At 39.3% G+C, this 25,918-nt stretch carries 24 protein-coding genes; 14 read left to right on the forward strand and 10 right to left on the reverse strand.

Translation table 11 applies throughout. The features are described from left to right. Positions 1–161 precede the first annotated feature (161 nt). Both ubiC and ubiA read left to right on the forward strand, forming a co-directional pair. Positions 162–674, forward strand: a complete 513-nt coding sequence (gene ubiC, locus CYG50_RS21580; RefSeq protein WP_102140220.1) for a chorismate lyase — start codon at positions 162–164, stop codon at positions 672–674. Positions 675–825: 151 nt separating this feature from the next. After that, positions 826–1,680, forward strand: a complete 855-nt coding sequence (gene ubiA, locus CYG50_RS21585; RefSeq protein ID WP_102140221.1) for a 4-hydroxybenzoate octaprenyltransferase — start codon at positions 826–828, stop codon at positions 1,678–1,680. 81 nt (positions 1,681–1,761) lie between these two features. Here ubiA and plsB read toward each other — a convergent pair whose 3' ends face one another. Next, positions 1,762–4,251 (reverse strand): glycerol-3-phosphate 1-O-acyltransferase PlsB, encoded by a 2,490-nt coding sequence (gene plsB, locus CYG50_RS21590; RefSeq protein ID WP_102140222.1) that lies wholly within the window; start codon positions 4,249–4,251, stop codon positions 1,762–1,764. 126 nt (positions 4,252–4,377) lie between these two features. On the opposite strand from plsB, the gene CYG50_RS21595 reads away from it, so the two are divergent. Both CYG50_RS21595 and lexA read left to right on the forward strand, forming a co-directional pair. Next, complete coding sequence (locus CYG50_RS21595) at positions 4,378–4,752, forward strand: diacylglycerol kinase (protein WP_102140223.1); 375 nt, start codon at positions 4,378–4,380, stop codon at positions 4,750–4,752. Positions 4,753–4,888: 136 nt separating this feature from the next. Then, complete coding sequence (lexA, locus tag CYG50_RS21600) at positions 4,889–5,506, forward strand: transcriptional repressor LexA (RefSeq protein ID WP_004915217.1); 618 nt, start codon at positions 4,889–4,891, stop codon at positions 5,504–5,506. 174 nt (positions 5,507–5,680) lie between these two features. On the opposite strand, the gene zur is transcribed toward lexA, so the two are convergent. Further along, positions 5,681–6,196 (reverse strand): zinc uptake transcriptional repressor Zur, encoded by a 516-nt coding sequence (gene zur / locus CYG50_RS21605; protein WP_102140224.1) that lies wholly within the window; start codon positions 6,194–6,196, stop codon positions 5,681–5,683. A 952-nt stretch (positions 6,197–7,148) separates the two neighbouring features. Here zur and CYG50_RS21610 point away from each other — a divergent pair. The 7 genes from CYG50_RS21610 (at position 7,149) to CYG50_RS21640 (ending at position 13,592) form a co-directional block, all read left to right on the forward strand. Then, positions 7,149–7,742 carry a fimbrial protein gene (locus CYG50_RS21610; RefSeq protein WP_102140225.1) on the forward strand — a complete coding sequence of 198 codons (594 nt, stop codon included), beginning with the start codon at positions 7,149–7,151 and terminating at the stop codon, positions 7,740–7,742. 96 nt (positions 7,743–7,838) lie between these two features. Beyond that, positions 7,839–10,328, forward strand: a complete 2,490-nt coding sequence (locus CYG50_RS21615) for a fimbria/pilus outer membrane usher protein (RefSeq protein WP_102140226.1) — start codon at positions 7,839–7,841, stop codon at positions 10,326–10,328. A 33-nt stretch (positions 10,329–10,361) separates the two neighbouring features. Further along, positions 10,362–11,099 carry a fimbria/pilus periplasmic chaperone gene (locus CYG50_RS21620; protein ID WP_102140227.1) on the forward strand — a complete coding sequence of 246 codons (738 nt, stop codon included), beginning with the start codon at positions 10,362–10,364 and terminating at the stop codon, positions 11,097–11,099. Positions 11,100–11,110: 11 nt separating this feature from the next. Beyond that, positions 11,111–11,602 carry a fimbrial protein gene (locus CYG50_RS21625; RefSeq protein ID WP_102140228.1) on the forward strand — a complete coding sequence of 164 codons (492 nt, stop codon included), beginning with the start codon at positions 11,111–11,113 and terminating at the stop codon, positions 11,600–11,602. Positions 11,603–11,613: 11 nt separating this feature from the next. Then, positions 11,614–12,108 carry a fimbrial protein gene (locus CYG50_RS21630; RefSeq protein WP_102140229.1) on the forward strand — a complete coding sequence of 165 codons (495 nt, stop codon included), beginning with the start codon at positions 11,614–11,616 and terminating at the stop codon, positions 12,106–12,108. Continuing rightward, positions 12,108–12,662 (forward strand): fimbrial protein, encoded by a 555-nt coding sequence (locus CYG50_RS21635; RefSeq protein ID WP_102140230.1) that lies wholly within the window; start codon positions 12,108–12,110, stop codon positions 12,660–12,662. Before CYG50_RS21630 ends, CYG50_RS21635 begins: the two co-directional genes overlap by 1 nt. 66 nt (positions 12,663–12,728) lie before the next feature. Beyond that, positions 12,729–13,592, forward strand: coding sequence for an MrpH family fimbial adhesin (locus tag CYG50_RS21640; protein ID WP_102140231.1), 864 nt, complete (start codon positions 12,729–12,731; stop codon positions 13,590–13,592). 79 nt (positions 13,593–13,671) lie between these two features. Here CYG50_RS21640 and CYG50_RS21645 read toward each other — a convergent pair whose 3' ends face one another. The 8 genes from CYG50_RS21645 to CYG50_RS21680 form a co-directional block, all read right to left on the reverse strand. After that, a complete protein-coding gene (locus CYG50_RS21645) occupies positions 13,672–14,148 on the reverse strand; it encodes a FidL-like protein (protein ID WP_102140232.1) in 477 nt (158 codons plus the stop codon). Then, on the reverse strand, positions 14,149–15,117 hold the full coding sequence (locus CYG50_RS21650) for a winged helix-turn-helix domain-containing protein (protein WP_102140233.1): 969 nt from the start codon (positions 15,115–15,117) through the stop codon (positions 14,149–14,151). A gap of 424 nt (positions 15,118–15,541) precedes the next feature. Further along, positions 15,542–17,536, reverse strand: a complete 1,995-nt coding sequence (locus tag CYG50_RS21655; RefSeq protein ID WP_102140234.1) for a TonB-dependent receptor plug domain-containing protein — start codon at positions 17,534–17,536, stop codon at positions 15,542–15,544. 132 nt (positions 17,537–17,668) lie between these two features. Beyond that, complete coding sequence (gene modD / locus CYG50_RS21660) at positions 17,669–18,514, reverse strand: ModD protein (protein ID WP_102140235.1); 846 nt, start codon at positions 18,512–18,514, stop codon at positions 17,669–17,671. After that, positions 18,511–19,329 (reverse strand): class I SAM-dependent methyltransferase, encoded by an 819-nt coding sequence (locus CYG50_RS21665; protein WP_102140236.1) that lies wholly within the window; start codon positions 19,327–19,329, stop codon positions 18,511–18,513. Before CYG50_RS21665 ends, modD begins: the two co-directional genes overlap by 4 nt. An 11-nt stretch (positions 19,330–19,340) precedes the next feature. Further along, positions 19,341–20,108 (reverse strand): ABC transporter ATP-binding protein, encoded by a 768-nt coding sequence (locus CYG50_RS21670; RefSeq protein WP_102140237.1) that lies wholly within the window; start codon positions 20,106–20,108, stop codon positions 19,341–19,343. Then, the gene (locus CYG50_RS21675; RefSeq protein ID WP_231068852.1) at positions 20,105–21,121 is read right to left on the reverse strand and encodes a FecCD family ABC transporter permease; all 1,017 of its coding nucleotides are present in this window, start codon (positions 21,119–21,121) and stop codon (positions 20,105–20,107) included. Before CYG50_RS21675 ends, CYG50_RS21670 begins: the two co-directional genes overlap by 4 nt. Further along, positions 21,118–22,155 carry an ABC transporter substrate-binding protein gene (locus CYG50_RS21680; RefSeq protein WP_102140238.1) on the reverse strand — a complete coding sequence of 346 codons (1,038 nt, stop codon included), beginning with the start codon at positions 22,153–22,155 and terminating at the stop codon, positions 21,118–21,120. Before CYG50_RS21680 ends, CYG50_RS21675 begins: the two co-directional genes overlap by 4 nt. Before the next feature lie 200 nt (positions 22,156–22,355). Here CYG50_RS21680 and gntR point away from each other — a divergent pair, with 200 nt between their 5' ends. The 3 genes from gntR to gntU all read left to right on the forward strand — a co-directional run bounded on the left by gntR (position 22,356) and on the right by gntU (position 25,737). Beyond that, on the forward strand, positions 22,356–23,351 hold the full coding sequence (gene gntR, locus CYG50_RS21685) for a gluconate operon transcriptional repressor GntR (RefSeq protein WP_102140239.1): 996 nt from the start codon (positions 22,356–22,358) through the stop codon (positions 23,349–23,351). A 491-nt stretch (positions 23,352–23,842) separates the two neighbouring features. Beyond that, on the forward strand, positions 23,843–24,382 hold the full coding sequence (gene gntK, locus CYG50_RS21690) for a gluconokinase (protein WP_102140240.1): 540 nt from the start codon (positions 23,843–23,845) through the stop codon (positions 24,380–24,382). Next, positions 24,382–25,737, forward strand: coding sequence for a gluconate transporter (gene gntU / locus CYG50_RS21695; protein ID WP_102140241.1), 1,356 nt, complete (start codon positions 24,382–24,384; stop codon positions 25,735–25,737). The genes gntK and gntU overlap by 1 nt, the downstream gene beginning before the upstream one ends. Positions 25,738–25,918 lie beyond the last annotated feature (181 nt).

A 25,918-nucleotide genomic window follows, 5' to 3' on the forward strand; every position in this document is an offset into this window, starting at 1 on the left:
TTAAAATATTTTTCACTATATTTTTACATTTTGTGTTGAAAATGTGACTTTTTATATAAATTTTTAGCTAACTTTAACCTTGTCGTAAAACAACGTGATATCCTATTGCGTAAGAAATACAGTAAATCATAACCATGTTATTCATGGTGGAATTTTAAGTAATGGATGAAACGCTTTTTACTTCTCAGCCGATTCATTGGCTGGCGGAGAACGATAAAAACGATAAAATAGTGCCTGCTAATATATTAGATTGGCTATTAGAGCTTGGCTCAATGACAAAGCGTTTTGAGCAGCATAGCCAGCAAGTGACCGTGATACCTTATTTAGAGTGCTATGTATCGCAAGATAAGCTGAGTGCAGATGAAGTGCAGTCTTTACCTAAAAGCCAGCGCTATTGGGTCAGAGAAGTTGTCATGTATGGTGATGGTATCCCTTGGTTACTGGGCCGAACTGTAATCCCTGAAGAGACACTGACCGATGATGACCAGCAATTGGTGGATATTGGGAGAATGCCATTAGGACGTTATTTATTTAGCCGCGATAGTTTAACTCGAGATTATATCCATATTGGTTCTTGCGCAAATCGTTGGGTGCGTTGTTCTCGGTTAAGGTTATCGGATAAACCCTTATTATTAACAGAAATATTTTTACCTGAATCACCTGCATATCGTTAACTATCCTAAGTATTTTGAATTTTCAGGTCTCTGCAATGACACTATGCCAACAAATATAAATCAGTAAGTTGTAGAGTTTGGTGGTATTAAAATATACCCAATTTGAAGTATGATGGAATTCGAAAAGGAGCACGACAAAGTGGAGGGAAGTATGACGCTAAGTAAATGGCATGCATACAGCCGTTTAATGCGTATTGATAGACCCATTGGTTCACTGTTGCTACTGTGGCCGACGTATTGGGCATTATGGATTGCGGCTCAAGGTACGCCAAGTTTACATCTTTTAATTGTCTTTACTGCTGGCGTATTTTTTATGCGTGCCGCTGGCTGTGTCATTAATGACTTTGCTGACCGCCATTTTGATGGCCACGTAGAGCGGACTAAACACCGCCCTCTCCCGAGTGGTGACGTGACAGAAAAAGAAGCAAAAATATTGTTTGCAAGCCTTGTTGGCCTTTCTTTCCTGCTGGTTTTAACACTCAATTCAATGACTATTTGGTTGTCAGTTGCCGGTTTGGCCTTGGCATGGGTTTATCCCTTTGTTAAGAGGGTCAGTAACTTACCTCAAGTGGTATTAGGCGCGGCTTTTGGTTGGTCAATCCCAATGTCTTTCTCTGCTGTTGGCGAAACTTTACCTGTTGTTTGTTGGTTACTGTTTTTAGTTAATATTATTTGGTCTGTGATCTACGATACTCAGTATGCGATGGTAGACCGTGATGATGATTTAAAAATTGGTGTGAAATCAACCGCTATTTTATTCGGGCAGTATGACAAATTAATTATTGGGTTACTGCAATTCCTGATGGTTGGCTTCTTATTGGTGATAGGCTCACTGGCGGGTTTAGGTACTCTTTATTATATTTCATTGGTGCTCGTAGCGGGTCTATTTATCTATCAGCAGCAATTAATGGCTAATCGTGAACGTGCGCCTTGCTTTAAAGCTTTTATGAATAATAACTTTGTTGGCTTAATTTTGTTCATTGGTATTCTTGTCAGTTATTTTTAAATTGCCTTTATTGAGCCAAAGTAAAAGGTCATGTTATTTCTAACATGACCTTTTTTGTTTTATTGAGCTGAGAAAACGCGATTAGCTTTTCTCTTGTTCCTGAGACTGCGCGCTTTCACTTGGCTTTTCTTCAGAAAACTCATCATCTTGGCTAACACTTTCAATGGTCAAACGGATTTCCGGTGACATCAAGCGGGCCAGAACGGCATACAGTTTTTGTGCATTGGTAACAAAAATATCATTTTCATTATTATCAATGTAGCCTTCTTCTCTGAGGGTATCGACTAATGTCGAGAATACCGCTTTATCAAAGAATTCAGGTGCGTTAATACCATGCAAGACAGAAAGACGTTGCGCAAGGATACGGCTTTCTTTTTCCAACGTATTACGGCTGATTTCAGGGCTCGCGTTGAGTAATGATAATGTGATTGCATAACGTTGCAAGGTTTCACGTACACCAGCGGCTAAAAGCTGTAATGGACGAATACGGCGAGGATTTAACACCACAATATCGTCTTCTCTTAAGCAAATTAGTTTTTGGTTATTCAGTTCATCGATCAGCGTATCTACCGCTTCATGTAGCTCATCACTGTTATAACGCATAAACAGTTCTGCTTTTAAGAACGGATAAATTTGACCGACTTGATAGTGAATATCTTGGCGACTAATGCGCTCATGGTGTAACACAATGCTAGTTATTAGAGATGGTAATACCAATAAATGATGGATATTGTTGCGGTAATAGGTCATTAAGACGGCATTTTCACGAGGAAGGATAATAATATCCCCCATGCTGTCTTTTTCGACTTCGAATTTATCCATTTGCAAAGCATGTTCTAACAATTGCTCTGCTGTTTTATTTGGGGTTGTTGCATCTGCGGTGTATGGCACGTTGCGTAATAATTGCAGGTAACATTCGACTTGTTCAATCAGTTGCTCACGAGTGAGCGAGCGTTGACGAGATGCCAGCAATGCGGTCGCACAGAGGTTAATCGCATTGGCTGCGGCTGCATTATTAATATTAACCATAATGTTATCAGCTAACGAACTGACCGTTGGGTTTAACCAGGTCGGCCTTTGTGGTTCGATAGGATCGATAGAGTCGCGCCAATCAGGTACACGCTGATTGAGGTAATGAGGTAAAGAAATAGGTTGACCGAAGTTAACATACCCTTGACCTAAGTTGCGCAATTTACGTAACCCGCGAACCATGGAGAAAAAGCCTTCTTTCTCTTTTTCTGCACCACGAAGTTCTTTGGCGTAAGTTCCTACTTCCATGACATGTTCATACCCAATATAGATAGGAACAATAGTGATAGGGCGTGAGTCACCGCGCAACATCGCTTGCAATGTCATTGAGAGAGTACCTGTCTTCGGTTGTAATAAACGACCGGTACGTGAGCGCCCACCTTCCACAAAGTATTCGATGGAGTAACCACGTGCAAACAGTTCACTTAAATATTCGCGGAAAACGGTCGAATACAGTTTATTGCCTTTGAACGTTCGGCGAATAAAAAAGGCCCCTAAGCGACGGAAAATTGGCCCTGCTGGCCAGAAATTAAGATTGATCCCCGCTGCGATATGAGGCGGCACTAGCCCTTGATGGTATAGCACATATGAGAGCAGTAAGTAGTCCATATGGCTGCGGTGAGAGGGGACATAAACGATTTCATGGCCGTCTTGTGCGAGTTGGCGAACCCGTTCAGCGTGCTGAACATTGATACCTTGATAAAGGCGGTTCCAAGTCCAACTAAGAACTCTATCGGTTAAACGTACGGCTTCATAAGAGAAATTGGCCGCAATTTCTTCCATCATCCCAACGGCATTTTGCTGGGCTTTTTTGAGTGGGATTTTTTTACTGCGCGCTTCGTCTTCAACGGCTTTTTCAATCGCTTTTGACGTCAATAGCTTATTAAACAGTTCATAACGTGCAGGAAGTTTTGGCCCAACTGCTGCTAAGCGTTGGCGCGAATAGTGAATACGCGCGACACGAGCGAGTTTGTTGGCAATAATAGTGTCTGTACCGTGGTCTTGTGCCATTTTCCCAATTGAGACAATCGGTGATAAACGCACAAAGCTGTCACGCCCTAACCATAAAACTGCAAAGAACTTTTGGATACCGTTTAACAGCTTCAGTGGCGGTGCTGGAGTATGGCCTTCACGCCCAGGTGAACGCCCAAACATCACGGATGCAGGTAGCATTTGAATATCTAGATTTGGATTGTTTTTGTGCAAATCTAAATAAGCATGGAATGTTTTTACTGAATCCTTACGTGGATTCGGTGAATAATAGCGAAAAACACGTGGGCCATCATCGATAAAAACGTAAGCCGGAAGCTTCGTTCCATTGATATCATTGTCGACTAGCGGGTCTGGCAGACCGATAGCTAAGCATTGATGCCGTAGCGTCAGGAGGTCAGACTTCGAATGATAAGGTAATACGTACAGAGTTGGCCTGTTGACATCAAGCTGCAACTCAGTGACGGGATCCGAAGGAATTAGTTTACTTTTTACCAATAATTTAAGTGGCAAATTCAACGTGTTGTAATATATTTTACGCCATAGTGACATAAATGATTATAGCCTCTTGTTAACAATGCTGTGCAATCATACCAGAAATACCTGGTTAGATCTGTTACTGACAATTCACTTTGACCGTAAAAATCGATTATTGTTTGTATTTTTTAAGGAATAAATATGGCGAGTCAAGTTAAGGGGTTCACGCGAGTGATTAAAGCGGCAGGATATTCCCTTAAAGGTTTGAAAGCTGCTTGGGTTAATGAGGCAGCATTTAGGCAGGAATCAGTTGCAGCAATCATCGCAATTTTTATCGCATTTTATTTAGATATCAGCTATATAGATAGGATTTTGTTAGTGAGCTCAGTTGTGCTGGTGGCAATAGTCGAATTATTGAATAGCGCGGTAGAGGCTGTAGTTGATCGTATTGGTAGTGAGTATCATGAACTTTCAGGAAGAGCTAAAGATATTGGTTCTGCTGCAGTATTTGTGAGTATCGGTTTAGCGCTGTTCATTTGGGCGCTGGTATTATGGCAGCGTTATTTTTCTGGTTAAGGTGTTTGGTTACTTAATCGGGCAAAAAGAGAGTAAATCGATAACAAATGCTTAAATTGCGCGATTTAACTGTTTCAAATCTTCATTTACCTGTATATACTCACAGCTTGACTGTATAAACAAACAGGGGAACGGAATGAAAGCACTGACGGCTCGACAACAGCAGGTTTACGATCTGGTGCGAGATCACATTTCGCAGACAGGTATGCCACCTACACGTGCTGAGATAGCAGCAAGCCTTGGTTTTCGTTCGCCTAATGCGGCAGAAGAACATTTAAAGGCCTTAGCACGTAAAGGGGTTATTGAAATCGTTTCAGGCGCATCCCGAGGTATTCGTCTGCTTCTTGAAGAAGAAACCGAAGATCAGGGGTTACCTCTGATTGGGCGTGTTGCCGCTGGCGAACCATTATTAGCGCAGGAACATATTGAGAGCCACTATCAAGTTGACCCGGAGCTGTTTAAACCACATGCAGATTTTTTATTGCGTGTGAACGGGATGTCCATGAAAGATATTGGCATTATGGATGGCGATCTATTAGCTGTGCATAAAACGCAAAATGTACATAACGGGCAAGTTGTTGTCGCTCGTATCGAAGATGAAGTTACGGTTAAACGTTTTAAGCAACAGGGTAACCGCGTTGAATTAATAGCAGAAAACCCAGAATTCGAACCTATTGTTGTTGATTTACGTCAGCAAAACTTCACTATTGAAGGTTTAGCTGTTGGGGTTATCCGTAACAGTGATTGGTATTAATTTCCGCTAGTAGCCAGCTGTCATGGTAGGTTACACCCGGGAATGACTATTGCAGGCAGATTTCATTGCTTTATTTTGAGGTCTGCCTGTTTTGTTTCCTTCCTTATATTTTTTCTCTTCTCTCTTCTCTCTTCTCTCTTTTGTATTCATCAAACTATTTAGCAATACAGTAATTTATTTCTTTTTTGATGCTATAGGTTGTTCGTGGTTATGATGACAATGTTCATGATCTTGGCAGCTATTCACTTCGTCACAACTTCTGCATAAGCCATGGTTTTCCACCACGGTATGTCTTAAGCGGAATTGGTGTTCGTCGGCTAAATTAATAATGGCAGCTTCTATTGTTGTACAGTCACTTTCCGTTACGCTTCCGCAATGGTCGCAAATCAACATAACAGAGATATGGCTTGGGTTATCAAAATGATGGCAGACGACATAGCTGTTTGTTGATTCAATTTTATGGATAAAACCTTGCTCCATTAAAAACTCAAGGCCACGATAAACCGTAGGGGGTTTAGCTTGAGGTTCAATTTCACGTAGTAAGTCGAGTAAATCATAAGCGCTGATTGCACCATGTTGTTGTGCTATCAAGCGCAATACCGTTTCTCTTTGTGGTGTCAACCTGACGCCTCTTGACTGGCAAATATGTTCAGCCATCGCAAGAACTTTTTTTTCACTCATCTTTTCCATTTTACTGACCCACCCGTTGAAAAATGCAAATGTTTACTGTTCACAAGTTTATCACAGTTTCTTGAACTATAGAGAATCAAGAAATGAAAGCATTACCATCAAAAAATTTTAACCTTGCTAAGTATTTTTTTGATTAATAAAGAAAGTAAATGAGGGTAATAAAAAATATAAAAAATGATATTTAAAATTAAACAGGAAAAATAGAAACAAATATTAAACAAATGCATGATAAAAGCGCAACGCATTGCGAACAATTAATTGAAATATTCCGTTTCAATTTGATGCAATTTCAATTAAGACTTATCTTAACCTCACTTTTCAATATTCTTTTTGTCGCTTCTTTTCTGTCTTGTTTGGATTTTAATTGCGGTTTTTCTGTTATTGTTTGGTTTTAATATCTATCTTTGTCGATAAGTATAGATTTAAATTCCGATATAAATCTATCTGTAATTTGACATATTTTGAGATATTTGTAAGTGAAAAATGAGGGTTTTATATAAGTTTTTCTAAGTAATAAATTTGAAATGTATATTTTGATAGCGTTTTGATTTTATATTTTGTTGCTTTTGAATTTACTAGTTGTTTATTCTTTGTTAACTCTAATTATGTGTCTGTTTTGACAATAAATATCGGTTATGTAGAATTGACATCAGAAAGTATCGGAAGGCATGTGTAAAAAGTCATTTTCTATTTCTATGTCAATTTTAGCGAATTACCCCTCATGGGAATAATTAATATTGAATAGAAAATAAAGAATTAAAAATTTAGGTATTTTAAAAATTATAGATGAAAGGGATCTTATTTATATATTCACCTCTAATCTGAATGAAATTAATGATGTTGGATGACTGAAGAATTTCACTGTTAAGTAATCAAAAAAATAAAACTGATTCCTTATCAATAAAAATCAGAAAAGAGGCAGCTACTTCCTACTCATTTAAAGGAAATGTTTATGAAACTGAATAAATTAGCGTTAACTCTGGCTTTAGGTTTAGGTGTTGGAATTTCTGGTGTTGCAGTGGCTGAAGATCCAGTAACGCCACCAACAGTTGAAAGTTCACAAGGTGAAGTCCGCTTCACTGGTTTCATTAACGATGTTCCATGTTCAATTGATGCAAACAACTTAAAACAATTAGTTGAGTTTGGTGAAATTGCATTACATGAACTGACATCTAACCAATATCGTTCAGATAACAGAGATTTCGATATCGTATTGAAAAACTGTTCAACAGAAACGTATAAAAACGCAAAAATCACCTTTACTGGCCAAACTATTAATGGTTTCCAAGGTTTTGCCGGTGACTTACTTGGCTTAGGTGGAAAAGTTAAAAATGCCGGTATTGTAATCACTAATGGTGCTGACAAAGTTGTTGAATTTGGTAAAGCATTCCCAGGTACAGGTGATGGATACGCATTAAATGCTGGTGATGGAAAACAAACTACACTGCACTTCTCTGCATACGTTAAAGGTAACGAAGCAGCGGATGCGAAAGCAACAACAGGTAGCTTTAACACTGTTGCTAACTTCAAAATTATTTACCAATAAGTTCAAGCTTAGTTAAGTAAAAACATGTGGCGTATTCATGACGCCATATGTTTCTACCTTCTTTTTCATTTTTAGTCTGATAGGCGGCATAGTTGAATGAAAAGCATGAAACTCAATTTAATTACAAAATTAATGCTTTTAATATTAACGCCGATGATTGCATTTTCTGAGGAGGCAGTTGATTTCAATACTGATTTTTTAGAGGCAGACAGCACTGAAAATGTCGATTTTAGTAAGTTTTCTCATGCTAATTATATTCCACCTGGAAATTACTCTTTAGCTATTGCTGTAAATAAAGTCAAAATTTCCATGGAGCAGTCCATTATATTCTTTACGCCTAATTATGATGAAAAAATATCATTAGCTTGCATTACACCTGAGTTATATGGGCAACTAGGATTAAAGCCAGAATGGAGTAATAAAGTAACTTGGTTACTTGATGGAAAATGTTTAGATATTCGCTCTGTACCAGAAATGCGGACTCAAGGTGATCTTGCAAAAAATATTGTCGAAATCAGTATCCCACAAGCTTATATGGAATATGAAGACCCAAATTGGGATCCTCCGTCACGTTGGGATGATGGCATTCTAGGTGCATTTATCGACTATAATGCGACGGGTCGGGTTGTTAAAAAAGAAACGGGTGACAAAGGAACGGATTCAGGTATTACAGCGACAGGGACAATGGGGACAAATATTGGTGCTTGGCGTTTTAGAGGTGATTGGCAAACGCAAAAAGGCCAATTAAATAAAGGCGGCCAATCATGGTCATGGAATCAGTTATATGCGTATCGCGCCATACGTTCTTTAAATTCAAGGTTAACGTTTGGTGAACAATATCTGTCTTCAACGCTATTTGACAGTATTCGTTATATTGGTGCTAGTTTAGAAACCAATGAATCTATGTTACCACCGCGTTTACAAGGTTATGCACCTGAAATTGCGGGGGTTGCCAAAACCAATGCGACCGTCATTGTGAAGCAAGATGGCCGTATTATTTATCAAAAAGAAGTTAGTCCTGGGCCATTTCGTATTCAGGATGTGAACTCTTTTGGTGGCGGTACGTTAGATGTTTCTATTCAAGAACAAGATGGTAGTGTGACTAACTATAAAGTGGAAACATCTCGTTTAGGGACATTGACTCGACCGGGTCAGCTGATTTACCAGTTTGTCGTTGGTAAACCGACTAAAAATGAACATGATACTCAAGGTCCTGCATTTAGTTTGGGCTCCTTATCATGGGGGGTAACTAATAATACAACCGTTTATGGTGGTATGCTTGGTTCATCAGAATATCAAAACATTGCGATTGGTTTAGGGCGTGATTTAGCACCATTTGGCGTATTGTCAGGGAACTTAAGTATCTCTCGTGCTGAAATGGGCAGAACCGAAAATAACCAAACTTTGACGGGTAATTCATATAACGTCACTTATTCCAAACAATTTGATGATATTAACAGCCAAATTACATTCGCAGGCTATCGTTTTTCTGAAAAAAATTATATGAGCATGAGCCAATTTATCGACCGTCGCTATAATGAAAGTACGGTTGATAGTGGTAAAGAGCTTTATACTATTATATTTGGTACTGCATTCCCTGAATATAATACTAATATGTATTTAAATTACTCACATCAAACTTATTGGAATAGGTCATCATCGGATCAATATAATCTAACAGTTTCTAATTATTTTGATTTGGGGAAAATAAAAAATTTAAGTCTTAGCTTAACAGCTTACAAAACAAAATCAGACCAAAATGATGATGACGGAGTTTATCTAAATTTAAATGTACCATTGGATAATAACCAAGCAAGTATTAGTTATTCAGGTTCTTATTCAGGAAATACGAACGGTCATAATGTTAACTATTATGACCGTATAAATGAACGTAGTACTTATTCTATTTCAGCGGGTACATGGGATAAAGACAAGGTAACAACATCAGGTATGTATAACTATGATGGTGATACCGCACAACTTAATTTGAGTGGAACTTATATTCAAGATAATCAATCTACTCTTTCAATGCAGTTGAAAGGGGGACTGACCATGACCCAAGAAGGTGGTGCTTTACACCGTAATACCTCAATCAATGGTGGGTCAAGGATACTGTTAGATACGAGTGGTGTTGCTGATATTCCTGTGCAAACAGGGGTAACGCCGATACGCACGAATCGATATGGTAAAGCCGTTATTACCAGTGTTATGGATTATAACCGCAATAATATTCGAATAGATTTAAATAGAGTGCCAGATAATGCGGAAGCAGTTCAATCGACACAGCATGCGACATTAACGGAAGGGGCTATTGGATACCGGAAGTTTAATGTCATTCAAGGTGAAAAAATATTGGGAACAATTCATCTTGCAAATAATAGTTATCCACCATTTGGTGCATCCGTCAAAAATGAAAATAATGTTGAAGTTGGCATCGTTTCAGATAACGGATTTATTTACTTAGCGGGTATTAACCCATCAGATGTTCTTGAAGTGACTTGGGGAAATAATTCATCTTGTCACATTCAATTACCTGAAAAAATAGAAAGTGGCATGGAACATACAATGTTATTACCATGCAAATAATTATAAATATGTTTTAACGTCAACGGTGAAAATATGAAATTTATAAATAAAGTTCAAATTGTAACAGCGATAAGTCTTTCTTTATTAGCACAATCGGCTTATTCAGCGATTGCACTAGATAGAACTCGTATTATTTATAATGAACAAGACAAAACAGTCGGTATGGGACTGACTAACGAACATTTAACTAGCCCGTATTTAGCTCAGGCATGGATAGAAAATGACAAAGATGAAAAAGTAAATTCACCTTTTATTGTGACTCCTCCGGTGCATCGTATTGAAGCTAATTCAAAAAGCCAAATTAAAATACAGACAATCCCTGCAGTAGCGCAGTTACCTAAAGATAGGGAAAGTGTTTACTACTTAAATGTGAGAGAGATTCCACCTCGTAGTGAGAAAGTGAATGTATTGCAAATTGCATTACAGACAAAAATTAAGCTTTTTTACCGCCCAGCAGCAATTGTAATTAAAGATAGAATGGAAGTGATCCCTCAAGAAAATGATATGAAAATTCTTAAACAGGGGGCGAATTATATTGTGAAAAACCCGTCACCTTACTTTTTATCCATTACAAAACTGAAAAAAGGCAATACTGAAGTTCAAAATTTTGAACCTGTAATGGTTGCTCCATTTAGTGAAGCGGGTTTAGGCAAAGTTACTGGAGATTTAGGTTCATCTCCAACTTTGGTTTATCTCAATGACTTCGGTGGAACTATGGATTTGAAATTTAGCTGTCAGTCAGCTGAATGCTCAGTGCTGCCAAGAAAATAAGGTTTGACGCCATGATGTCTATTAAAACATTAACAAAGGTATTTGTGTTATTGCTCACTTTACAGATATCGAGTGTATTTGGTTTTTCAGGATTCCTATACATTGATATTAAAGGAGAAGTACTATCAAAGCCTTGTTCAATTAATAATGGGCAAACAATAGAAATTGATTTTGGCGATGTATTAACAACACGTGTCCAAGATGAGGTTTATAAAGCACCCATTGACTACACGGTGACGTGTAAAGATGGCGTCCAACCTAAACTGAACATTTTTATTGAGGGAATATCGGCAAGTTTTGATCAGCGCCTATTAAAAACGGATATTGATAACCTTGCGGTGTTATTTAAAGCAGACACCAGCGATTTCCCGCTGAAAAAGAAACTTGCTTTTAACTTTGCAAATCCATTGAAATTGTATGCCGTATTAGTGAAAAAAAGCGGTACAGATTTACCCGCAAAAAGTTTTACGGCAAATGCAACGTTGAAAGTGGTGTATCAATAAGGGGCTGAGATGTGAAGACTGTTAATAACATAATCGGTTTGGTGTTCCTCAGTGCCATTTTATCTTTTACATCAACCGCAAAAGACTATGAAACAGGGATTAATATTAAAGGTAATTTAATTACACCACCGCCTTGTCATATTGATGATGGTAAAGATATTGAAGTTGATTTTGGTAATGTATCAATAAAATCAATCCAAGGTAATGACCAAAAAAGGCAAGTTAATTACCAGATCCAATGTGGTGAAAATAAAAATAACTGGTCTATGTATCTGATGTTAGATGGAATAAAAAGTGATTTTGATATAAATGGGTTAAATACTGGAGTTAATAATCTAGCAGTAAAATTTCAGCTTGCGGATACCGAATTGGAGCTAGGTAAGAAATACCTTATTAACCCTAGCTCTCCCGGTGTACTTTGGGCCGTATTAGTCAGGAATGGCGATAATGAACTAAAGACGGGTGATTTTATTGCTAATGGCACCATGGTTGTGGAGTATCAATAATGAAAAATACGACCTCACTATTAATAGGGACACTGTTTACTTTGATAAGTACGGCATTTTTAAGTAGCAATATTGTCTTTGCCGCTAAAAATAATGTCAAAGTGAAAGGGACACTGGTGAATTCACCTTGTGTTGTTCTGCCGGAAAATAAAATGATGGAAGTAGATTTTGGCGATATTCGGTTATTAGATATTTACGACCCGACTTACGAGTTGCCTCGCAGAGAGTTAACGTTGGTATTATCTAATTGCGACTTAACTATTGCGAAAAAAATGAAAGTGAAGTTTACCGGAGCTGAACATAGGCAAATGTCAGGATATTTGGCATTAACAGATACGGAACACAACCCTGGATTAGGGATTGGCATTGAGCTAGCTAGCGGTGAAGAAATTAAAGTGAATAAGTTTTCTTCGCTAGTACCAATCATTCAAGCTGGGAAAAATGAACTTAAATTTAATACTTTTCTCAAGGCAACCCCTGAAGCAATCAACAATAAACAAATTAAAACAGGGCAGATTGCTGCAATAGCCACTTTTTTATTTGAGTACGAGTAATTTCATTCTCAGAACCTTATCCGGTACTGATATCAAAACATTAAAATGAATATAAAGAGATATGAAATGGGAAAACGAATTCAGCAATTATTATTAGCCATACCATTTTTGTTCTTTGGTTTGGGAAGTTATGGTTCAACCTATTTTTCGTATGTGGAAGAAGTTGAATCACTATCGAAGCATGAAAATATTTATCATTTTGTTATCGAATATTGGAAAGAAAACTCTCCTTATGAAGGGAATCCATGTCAATCCGTACTTGGCAGTAAAGGGGCAAAACGGTGTTATTTTACGATTAATCACCTACATTCAGGGAAAGAGACTGGGGGGATAGCTTCTCGTGCAGATTGGTCGTGTGATGTCAATTTTGCAACTTACACGACAATGGCCGCAATTATCAGAGATGCCAATGCGATTTGTGGCCTTTCTTTTCCTCGAACAGGGAGTAGTCAACATAGTGGAGCAATCACAACGGATGAATGTGTAGGGATCTTTCTAGCTACATCAAAAGGAGCTCAAGGTAAAATGTTACCAGGCGGAATTTGCGGGATAGCGCCTCCTCCAGCAGGAAAATGTTACTTTACTTCTCCGACTGGTAATGCGAATTCTCTCGAATTAGATCACGGTCCTTTAAATGCGGATGAGCTCAATGGCGATGTAGAGACGGGGTTATTTTATATTCAATGTAATAAAGATATGAGTGTGAAGGTTTCTTCAAACTTGCAGCAAGATAATGTTTATCTGCGTCCGAATGGAGAATTGCAGTCCCATGTTACATTAAATAATCAGTCGGCAGCAAAAGGGGTGGTTCAGTCAGTAAGAGCAAATCAAGTATGGCCTGTGCAGGTGGCGTCAACCTTAAAAACTAATGGCGCTGTTGCACCGGGGAAATTTAGTGGTCGCATTACCCTCGTTTTAACTATTCCATGATTTAAATAGATATTTGGATTCGTCATTTCCCATGTTGACGGTTTTGCCTACTTAAACGTAATTGTTGGTAGGCTTTTTTTTATTGAACTTGACAAGTAAAAGCGGAATAGGATTCATCTTTGATAATATAAATATTGTCTTCCATTTTAGTAATGTTGACATAATATTTTATTTTATCTTCTTCTAATTGAATAAAGTTAGAAAATAATTTCTCTGGTATATTATCTGAATTGGTTACAGATGATGAAGTAAAGGTGACGGCATAGTTACCTTTATGGTCAACATCTTGATAATCAAAGTAAAGAGCTCTATCTAGTCGGTAAATCTGACTATTATCTTTTAAGTAACCATACATATTCATTCGCCCTTGTTGGCCTGCAGAAAGTTGGACATTAACTTTTGATTTTAAACTCAGGCCATCTTGAGTATTATTATCTTTAATCCATAATATTTCGGAATGGCAAATTTGGACATCATGGCTACTTTTTTTGATCATCAGTGATGCAGTTGATGCAGTTGCAATTAAAAACAGTGAAGTTAAAATATATTTTTTCATTTAAATCCTCTGATCATTGATTGAGATACAATCAAATTTTTTATTGATTTCTTTGCAAATACTAATAGATATGTTTTTGTCGATAGAGTAGGATTTATTTAAATCCGATAAAAGAATAATTCTTTTTGGCTCATCACATGGGATGTTGTATTTATTCAGCTTTTTATTTACGGTAGCAATATTATCGCTGGAAATTTTACCGACCATATCAACCGGTGTTTGTATTACACAGTTTTCATTTGTACTTACAGTCAGATAATTATTGATTGGATTTGGATTATCCATTGGGTGCTGAATAAATAAATAGATTAAATAACATATTGTAAACGTTGAAATAGCTAGGAATAATATCTTTAAGGGTTTTTTACCACTTTTTTCTATTACCTCATCCTTCCGGTGTTGAAGCGATAAGGCTTCATTAATATCCATATTATAAATATGGTTATTTTTCGTTTCATCAATAGGGGATGATGGTTCATCAATAGTAGTGATGAGCGGGGGCTGGGTCGTTAATTGGCTATCAATTGGCTGAGGGAAATATTCTGGGTTTTCAATATAATCATATTTATCATTGAGATAAATAACATCTTCCTTCACATTACTATCTTCAGTTTCTATATTTTCATGTATAGATATATGATTATCGAGTCGAAAGCCTTTTTTAGGTACGGTAACGATCGATTTAGGGTCGATACCAATTTGTTCAAGTTTTTTTCTTATTTCACTAATATAAGTATTTAAATTATTATTAGAACCAACCAGCCCATATTCCTCCCATACACTAGTTAAGAGTTCATCTCGCGTTGCAATTCCTTTTTTTAAATTTAATAAAATAATTTCATTTAATAACCTTGCCGCAGGCTTAGATAATTCAATATTTTGATTTCGATCATATTTTAGGTATATTAAACTTGTTTTCTGCTCGAAAATATATTTTTCATCAATAGTATAATCATGCATTTCGATCATAAATACTGTTTGCTCTCTCTAATTAAAATGACTAATAGGAAATTTAAATTAAGGGAATTAATTTTGGATAAAGTATGTTGTTTTGACTTTTATTATTATGCTTATAGTCTAAATACGGAATCAATTAACTGCAAGTATTGTGAGGTGAGCTTTTTTGTAATGAATTAGCAAATTTATTGAATTGACAGCTTAAATGTTATTAAAAACTATTTAATGGTATATTTAAAGCCTTAATGGTGGTGGGTTAATCACATTTGTAGTTAAAAAGATATAATAATCTATATAAATCAGTTCATGTAGAAATACATTTTTTTATAGGAAATATCTTAAGTGTTATTACTTAATCGTTTCAATGTTAACTAATTTAAGTCTATATAATAAATATTAGGCAAAGAACTTAATTCTCTGCCTAATATATTAATGATTAATATTTATATTCAATACCTAGCCAATAGTTACGGCCTTCTTCAATATAGCCATTAGTATATTCATATGATTTATCGAATAAGTTGTTCACTGAGGTGTTAACAGAAACACCTTGGCCAAAATCATAATCTAAGCGCAGGTCAGTTTTAGCATAGCCACGTACTTTGCTATCGGTATCAACATAGTTGAAGGCCCAACTTCTGGCTTCTTCTGTTACTGTGATACTGAATGGCTCATAAGGGGTAAATTTCACCCAAGCAAAGGCTTTGTGAGTCGGTAATTCGGTGACGTGTTTTACACTGTAATGTTTTGGATCCGCATGAATATAGCCGTAGCTTAAACCGGCTTCCATCCAATCCGTAATTTGACCCGTGGTGCCTAAATCAATGCCAAAGTAATCGACTTTTCCGCTATTACGATTTTCGAGTATATAGCCTCCATTCTTATTTGTGCCAACACGATGCGCCATAATGGCATCAGAGACATGGTTATAATAGAGACTTGAAGTATATGACCAAGTGGGTGAGATATGTCCCTTGTAAGTCAAATCATAGGTAAGTGCCCGTTCTGTATCGATATGTGGGTTAATGACGAAAGTGTCGTCACTTTTCATTTTTTCTTTGGTATAGCGCTCTTTTTGCGTTGGGAAACGACTTCTTTCTGATATCGAGAATTGTACTGTATCTTCATTTTCTAAGTGGTAGCGAGCCATCACTTCCCAGTTGAAGGCATGTTGGCTGTTACCATCGTATTTCTCAAAATCCCCTGATTTATAGTCATAGCGTTTGCCGTCAGCACTCTTGCGCCAGTCATAGCCGATACCCCCGATAATATCAAGGTTATCCATGGCAACCCATTGATATTCTGTAGCAATAGAATAGGTATTGTCTTTATAACGGTCGAATGGGACATCTCTTTTTGCACGCGCACGGTGAACATCTTCTTTCCAGTGGGCAGCAAATGACAGCATATCTAATTCACGCACGGTGAAGTCAACACGCATATCAGCCCCGTTGCTGTAGTCGTCATAACGGCTGTAGTTATAGATACCTTTTTCATAATCTTTGATAGACTTATATTGATGAAGGGTATTCTTAAATGTGTCGTGGTACAGACGGCTCTGTAACGCGATATCATTGGTTATTTGGGTTGTGCCATTGAAATAAAAACTTTCTTTGTCATAAGCCGGCCATTGCCATATTTGAGGCTTGGTATTTGTCACACTCGGGGGGCTATTTTTATCTCCATCTTGTTTGAGATAGGTAATGACATATTCGTCGGCTTCACGAGGTGTCCAGCCCACTTTCACCATCATGCGCTTGTCGTCAGTAGCTGAATTCGGGCGACGGCCATTATTTCCTGCTAATGGATTGTTATTTTCAGACCCCGGTATTCCCATAAAACGTTGTTTATATTGGCTGCCACTCACTTGGATAAAGCCTAGATCATTACGTCCACCTAAGCGCGCACTGATATTGTGGGCATTATCGGCACCGCGAGCAAAACCTTGATTCAAACTAATATTGGCTTCAAAGGGTTTTTTAGGCGTGGCGGTGGTTAGGTTAATAGCTCCGCCCATTAGGTTTGGGCCTTGTAATAGAGAGGTATAGCCAGTCGATAACTCAACACTGGCCAGCTCGCTAGTCATAAAGCGCCCGAGGTCTAATGTGCCGTCGTAAGGTACGTAGGTTGGAATACCATCAAAGAAAATAGGCACTTGGCGGCTATCAAAACCACGTACATTGACTTGGGTTTCATTGCGGTTACCTGACTTTTGAATGGAAACTCCTGGCATTGTGCTCAGCGCCTGTGCGACGTTGGTTTTATTCAACTGTTTCATTTGACTCTCTGTGATGATGCTTGCATCAGCCGCAAGTGGGGTACTCCAAACGGACATCACATCGGTATTTTTTTCGGTGTTAGGTGAGGCGGCGTATCCTTGTGCTGTGAATAAAGCCATCCCGACTAAATAGGTAATTTGTTTTATTTTCATTATCTCTTTCCAGTTTCATAAATAACGATATATTATTTTTTATATAACGATGTGCGTCATTAACCATAAGTGGATACAGCCTACGGGGTAGGCTGTTTTTGCAAATGGTTTTTTTGACGCTAACTTCTTTGGTTACTGCTTAAAAATCTTCACTTTGATATCTCGTGGTGCTGCGTAGTAAGGGGCTGACGTAACCAATAATGGCACCCCTGTTTGTGCGAATGTTTCTATTGTTTTTAAATTAATTCCACCAGCAATGGATAGTCGACAAGGCCGGCTTTGTTGCTTGGCGAGTTCTTGTAGTCGCTGAATTTGCTCAATGGGCAATTTATCCAGCTGAATAATATCGGCTTGTGCATTGATGGCGAGAATGGCTTGCTCGTAGTCATCAGCCTCAACAATAATCATTTTTTCAGGGGCGGCTTGGCGTAGTGTTTTAATATGGGCCGCCCAATCATCTGGCTTTTCAAGACATTGGCGATGATTGGTGAACAGTAGGATACTTTCTGCACTGCCTGCACGATGAATAATAGCGCCCCCAGCCAAAATCGCAGTTAAGGCAAGGGGCTTTGTCTGTGGAATGGTTTTTCGGGTGCAAGCAAGCTGCCCATCTGGTTGATATTGATGCAAAATACTGACCATTTGCTGGGTGTAGTGACTTACACCTCCACACCATTCAAGCACGTTTTGCACCGCTTTCCAGCCTTGATGTAAGGCTTCAATAGGCCCAGTCGCACGAATTAAAATACTTTGTGGTTCAACCTGTTGGCCATCTTGGCAGTGGCACTCGCAAGTGATGCCGAGTTTTTCTAACATGCGTCTGGCGATAGCTATTCCACTGACACAGCCGCCAAATTTGGATGCAAAGGTCATGACACCCAGTTGGGATTGTAGGCCAAGTGCCCGTGTGGTGAGGTCCCCATATTGGATGTCATCTAGCAGCAGTTGGTCGATCAATGCATCGGGCACGTAAATCATAACGTCAGTTCCGATTCATCTACCACATCCCAAGATACCATCGCCCAATCTCTGGAAGGATAAGGGACTGTTTTGCCTAAAGCGGTTTGTTCATCATAGTATTGACGTAAGACGGAGGTTTCTTCTGGCGTGATATTTTTAAGGGACCAATTGACACTATCAGCGAAAGCCTCAAAGTTATCAAATCCACCTTTATTGGGGTTTTTAATGAAATCAACACGCGCATTAATACCCATTTGATGCAAAATATTCACTGCATAAATATAGGTAGGTAAACGAACAACTTCACGGCCTATTTTGCGAATTATTTTCTCATCAATAAATGTGGGGTTGACGGTATGGGTTGTGTACACCCGTAACTTTGTTTGGCTATTAAGTTTCAATAAAGCAGCTTTTAAATCATCAACCAGCGTTGAACGCGATGCCACAGAAATATCCACTTTTGGCAATGAATGCCAATCATCTTCCCATGCGAGCTGTTCAAAGCGTGCATGTGGGATAGCGAGCTCTTTAGCCCGTAGTTCAGCCATTTCGAGCATGCCACGGCTATAATCAATTCCAATCACATCTTTAAATTCATTCGCTAGGCAAAGGCTTATGGAACCGGGGCCGCAACCGACATCAAGTAAGGTTTCAGCACCTGTTAAATCCATTAATTCACGAAACCGTACTAAGTATGGGTCATGAGGATTAGCACAGTTTTGTGCCATTTGTTGTGCTTTTTTATCCCAATGCTCTGGTTCTTTGCGGCTACGTTGTGCCTGTTGCATGTGCTGTTGGTACATTTTTGAAAAATCGATTTGATTGATTAACATGATCCCTGACCTTAACAAGAAAACGTTGATGGAAGCTGGAAGTGAGCTTGAATGCTGCGCTCATCCACATTATAAAGTGCTGCCAAGTTAGTAAGTGTTAACATACATTTGGATAACCCTTGCCTCGCTTTGTGGTGCTTATCAAGCAAAATGACGTTATCAGCGATAGCTGCGGCATGCTGTGGATGATGGGTTGACATCAATATCGTCATACCATGGGATTTAAGCTTTTCGATTTGCTCAAGTAAGCGAATTTGGTTACCAAAATCAAGGCTAGCGGCCGGCTCATCCATAATTAGAAGTAATGGTTTTTGTATTAAAGCCCTTGCTATCAATACTAATTGTTTCTCTCCGCCACTAAGTGTGCTGTATAGGCGTGTCGCTAAGTGTGAAATTCCCAGATGCTTTAGTTGTTGATATGCCAAATTTTTTTCGGCCTCTTTAGGGACTGAAAATATTGAAATATGGGGTGTTAAACCCATCATCACCATATCAAGTACAGTGAAAGTAAAGGGGGTATCATGGGCTTGGGGAACATAAGCGACAGTTTTGGCTATTTCGCGGGGTTTAAGACCTTGAATGTCTTGCCCATTGAGTAGGATCTCACCTTTAATTGCGGGTAATAACCCCAGTAATGTTTTCATCAAGGTGGTTTTACCGCAGCCATTTGCGCCTAACAAGCAACTAATCTCCCCCTTAGGTAATGAAAGGTTAATACCATCAATGATGGCAGTGCCATGATAACCAATTGCGACCTTTTGCAAAGACAGAATGCTCATTTCACCCGCCTTGTCTGCAATAAGATAGCCAGAAAGAAGGGGGCACCAATTGCGGAGGTTAAAATGCCTATTGGTAATTCAATTGCAGCAATAGTCCGTGCTAAGGTGTCAGTAACTAGCAATAAGATGGCACCAATTGCTAGTGATGCCGGGAGCTGATAGCGAAAGTTAGCACCCACTATCATTCTAGTGATGTGTGGAACAATTAACCCCACCCAACCAATAATTCCTGCGATCGACACCGCGCTTGCTGTAAGTAATGTGGCACAAACAATGAAAACAGCGCGGGTTAAACTGACATTGATCCCAAGGCTTTTGGCTTCTTCATCCGATAAGCTGAGTAAATTCATACGCCAGCGCAATAATAATAGTGGAATAATACCGATAATCATCAGCGGTAATACTGACACTAAGTCTGCTTGGGTAATCGATGACAATCCACCTAATAACCAAAAAGTGATGGAAGGCAACTGGGTGTAGGGGTCTGCAAGGATCTTCATTAAGGAGATGGCGGAACCACATAACGCACTGATAGCGACACCGACAAGAACCAAAGATAAAATAGGGTCATGTTGCCGTGCTAGGCGGGCAATAAAACACACTAAAGTCACGGTAATTAGCCCACCAATAAATGCACTTAATTGAATGTAAAACAAAGATTGGCCGAAGAAAATACCAATGACAGCTCCCACGCCCGCACCAGCAGAAACACCTAAAATATCAGGCGAAACTAGTGGGTTACGAAACATCCCTTGGTAAGCTGCGCCTGCAATCGCTAGCCCTCCGCCAATAATAATAGCGGCTAATGTGCGTGGAAAGCGTATTTGCCAGAAAACGGTTTCATGGCGTGGGTTACTCAATTCACTGTGAGATGATAATTGGCTGGCAAATAGTCGATAAAGTTCATTAAGTGTAAGTGAGTACTTACCACTTGTTAACGCAATAACAAAGCTAATCAGTAATATGATGACCAATAAAAGGAATTTTCCCTTTTTGTTCAAAACATCATTCATGACTTTTCCATGAGCAAATCAATTTGCTGTGTCGTTAATGATGAATGGTAGAAACGAGTAAAAAACTCAGCAATATCATGTTTAATATTCATGGCAATGTTTTTATCAAAATGGCTTTGTAGCCGCCTCATTCCTAGTAGGCGGTTAACGCCTGGAGGCCCATCTAACCAACCAAATGGCATGCCACTAAATACAAGTAATTTGCGATTAGCAATAGCATCAAGCCCTTGCCATAATGCAGAACTTGTCATCAGTTCAATGGCTTCGTCATATTGCGTTATAATGATGTCAGGGTTCCATTGGTAGAGCTGCTCCATAGAAACCGTAGTAAGGCCATGAAAATTAGGGATATCCACTACATTGCGTAAGCCTAGCATTTCAATCGCTTCAGTATGAATTGAGCCTTTAGCGCCAGTTTCTAAACCTTTTGCCCCTCTCGCGAGGTAAAAACTCAGTGATTTCTGTTGGTTTTGATGAGCAAATAAGGCAGCATCATCAATATAGCGTTGAGCAAGTTGGCTCAATTGTTGTGCTTGTGGTAAAACCCCTAAGATTTCACCCAGTTGCATTAGTTGCTGCGGTGAGTCTTTTAGGCCACCTGCGATTAACAAATAAGGAACATGGGTTTGTTTGGCGACTTTTTCTGCTTGTGAGCGATAAGTTTCATCAATGTTTCCTGTGTCAATAATTAAGTCAGGGTTATAAGACAACAGTTGTTCAAGGGAAAGGGTACTACCACGGCCTGCCAAGCGGCCATAAACCGGTAATTCAAGCCATTGTGGTGCAAAAAGGCCCGTTTGCCCTTTTTTCAATGAAATAGAGGCGAAACCCACCATTTTTTCTGGGGCTAAGGCAAACATCAGTAAATCGGAAGGGGGCCCCGAGCTGATGACGCGATGAATATCCTTGGGTGTTGGGAGTTTACCGAATATCGCGGCTTCAACTTCTGGGCGAGTTTGTGCGAAGCTTGGTAAGCAGTAAAAAGCAGTGAGGACGGCACTGGATTTAAGAAACTGTCTACGATTGATAGCCATAGTCTAATTTCATCTATTCGTTATGATAATAATTATATAGCGCGAAAATTAGCGGAGTCATGATAGAGAGTCAACTACAAAAGTGGGTTGGTTAAGAAAAATCAACGTTTATGTGATGTAAATCAGTAACAAAGATTGCTATCTATTGATGGATAGCAGAACATTGTTATCGTTAACGAATTGAATATGACTTTGGACTTATGAAGAAAAGAAGACCTTCTTTGCAGGATGTTGCCGACCAAGTTGGCGTCACGAAAATGACGGTGAGCCGTTTTTTACGAAACCCAGAGCAGGTTTCAGAAGCTCTGCGTGATAAAATTGCTCAGGCGGTGGAGGCTTCCGGGTATATTCCGAATAAAGCTCCCGATATTTTATCGAATGCAACCAGCCATGCCATCGGGGTGTTGCTTCCTTCATTAACTAACCAAGTTTTCGCCGAAGTGATCCGTGGAATTGAAGCCGTGACAGACCGCCATGGCTACCAAACCATGCTCGCTCACTATGGCTATTTGCCCGAAAAAGAAGAGGAGCGGCTGACTTCGCTACTTTCTTATAATATTGATGGTGTGATTTTAGCTGAACGAACCCATACAGAGAGAACGCTGCGTATGCTTAAAACTGCGGGGATCCCTGTGGTTGAAATTATGGATAGCGTTTCTCCTTGCCTAGATATTGCAGTGGGTATTGATAACTTTGAAGCGTCCCGCCAAATGACTCGGGCGATGATTGAGCGCGGCTGCCGTAAGGTTGTGTATTTAGGCGCAAGGCATGATGAGCGTACTTTTATCCGCCTGAAAGGTTATGAGCAGGCCATGCTCGATGCCAATCTTGAACCACGTAATGTGATGACACAGGCTAGCTCATCGTATTCGTTAGGCGCTCAATTGTTGCACGATTGCCGTGATAAGTATCCAGATACTGACGGCTTATTTTGTACCAATGATGACTTAGCAATAGGGGCTATTTTTGAATGCCAACGTTTAGGTATTCAAATTCCACAAGATCTCGCTATTTCAGGTTTCCACGGCCATGATGTAGGGCAAGTGATGACTCCAAAACTGGCGAGTATTTTGACGCCAAGGGACCAAATGGGGCGTAAGGCGGCAGAAGTCTTGTTGGCGAGAATGTCTGGTAAGAAGCTAACGGATACGCATTTTGATGTGGGGTTTTCTGTTCTCACTGGCGAAAGTATCTAATCTCCCGTCATACTTCAAATTATAGGGGTGTTGGCTGCTCTCGGCTACTCAGGTCACATACTTATGTATGCTCCCTGAGATATCCTCGCTTTGCCGCCTACCTATAATTCGAATTATTTAGGGAGATGCAGAGAGAAAATAGACTTTTCGTCCTCCACTTTATTTAATTTTTTGAAAAATAAAGTTTAAATATACTTTTTTGTTTTTTGTTTTTTGTTTTTTGTTTTTTGTTTTTTGTTTTTTGTTTTTTGTTTTTTGTTTTTTGTTTTTTGCTATTGCTGTTTTTTTTTATTTGCGAGTTTTGCTTTGTTCTTCACCTGCCTCTTCTGAAGTCAGATTGAGAGTATCATCACAGATCTGTTCTCTTCTTCACCAATTTGATTGCCAAATAAATCCGCACTGATGATAATGTTACCCGTAACTTGTTACCGGTAACAAATGCCGGTTTTTAACTAAAGCCAGGACAATAGTGAATATCTGAGGAGTTTCCTATGAATGATACCCAAAAACAAAACTATACATTTGTACTAATGGGGGTATCGGGTAGTGGTAAGTCTGCTGTTGCTACCGGTGTTGCACAGCAACTACAAGCTGCCTTCCTTGATGGTGACTTTCTTCACCCTAAATCAAATATTTTAAAAATGGCATCGGGTCACGCATTAAATGATGACGACCGTAAACCTTGGTTAGTCGCATTAAATAATGCCATTTTTGCAATGCAAAGAACCAATAAGGTATCGCTGGTGGTTAGCTCCGCACTGAAAAAAAGCTATCGCGATATCTTAAGAGAGGGGAACCATAACCTCTATTTTATTTACCTAAAAGGTGATGCGGTTGTTATTGAAGAGAGATTGAAAGCACGTAAAGGGCATTTCTTTAAGCCTGAAATGCTGAAATCGCAATTTGATGCTTTACAAGAACCTGGTGCGGATGAACCTGATGTGCAGGTTGTTGATATTCGACCATCCTTAGAGAACGTGATTGAAAATACGTGTTCTACTATTCGTAAGATTGTCGCTGGAGATAACTAATGAATACCCCAGAAACATTAAGCACGTTAACGCTCGTGCTAACGGCAGTTGGCTCTGTCGTTTTACTGCTCTTTTTAGTGATGTATGCTCGTTTACACGCATTTGTCGCGCTAATGATCGTTTCTATTGGCGCGGGTTTATTCTCCGGCATGCCAGTACAACAGATCACTGAAACCATGCAAAAAGGTATGGCGGGAACCTTAGGTTTCCTTGCTATTGTGGTGGCGCTTGGGGCAATGTTCGGTAAAATTTTACATGAAACAGGTGCGTTAGACCAAATAGCGAATAAGCTACTTAATCTGTTCGGTGAAAAGAATGCTCACTATGCAGTGGGTGTCGCAGGGTTGATTTGTGCGCTACCGCTTTTCTTTGATGTGGCTATTGTCTTGTTAATTGGCGTGGTGTTTGCGGTAGCGAACCGTACTGGCCATAACGTTGTCCGCCTTGCTATCCCTCTATTTGCTGGTGTTGCCGCCGCGGCAGCGTTCTTATTACCGGGACCAACACCGATGTTGGTTGCATCACAAATGGGCGCGGATTATGGCTGGATGATTTTAATTGGCCTGTGTGCTGCTATCCCTGGCATGATTTTGGCAGGCCCTTTATTTGGTAAATTTATCAGTAATTATGTTCATATTGATATCCCTGCGGATTATCAAGCGCCAAATACAGAACATGGCAAAATGCCAAGCTTTGGATTTAGCTTGTGTTTAGTGCTTTTCCCATTGGTATTAGTGGGTTTAAAAACAATCGGGACTCATTTAGTTGAAAAAGGAACTACTCTTGAGCATTGGTTAGAGTTTATCGGTCACCCTTTCACTGCCTTATTGTTAGCGTGTTTACTGGCGATTTATGGCCTAGGCTTCCGTTATGGTATGGATAAAGAAAAAGTCATGGCGATTTGTTCTGCTGCGATCCAACCTGCTGGGATCATTTTACTTGTGACCGGTGCTGGTGGCGTATTCAAACAAATTTTGGTGGACTCAGGTGTCGGTCCCGCGCTAGGTGACTCTTTAATTGGTGCAGGTTTACCTATTGCGGTTGCTTGTTTTGTATTAGCGGGGGCGGTACGTGTTATTCAAGGGTCAGCAACCGTTGCATGTTTAACTGCTGTAGGTTTAGTGTTACCTGTTATCAGTGAGTTAGGCTACTCAGGCGCACAGCTGGCAGCATTAGCCGTTTGCATCTCTGGTGGGTCATTAATCTTAAGCCATGTGAATGACTCTGGCTTCTGGCTATATGGGAAATTTACTGGTGCAACTGAAGCACAAACGCTAAAAACGTGGACGGTAATGGAAACTATCCTTGGTACGACAGGGGCAATTGTCGGCATGGTGTTCTTTATGTTCTTGTAATGTGCTTCATAAAAAGGTAATCAAAGCGCCCACAATCAAGTGGGCGTTTTTGTTGTGTATAGAAAACCCCCAGCTAGGCTGGGGGTTCCGTAAAGCTTTCAGCTTTGAATAAGATATTAAAACCCCTTTTGATTTGTTAAAACACCTTGCGGTCTGGCAACTGCAAGAGTCAAACAAAAAA

Source organism: Providencia huaxiensis (assembly GCF_002843235.3).
Taxonomy (GTDB): Bacteria; Pseudomonadota; Gammaproteobacteria; order Enterobacterales; family Enterobacteriaceae; genus Providencia; species Providencia huaxiensis.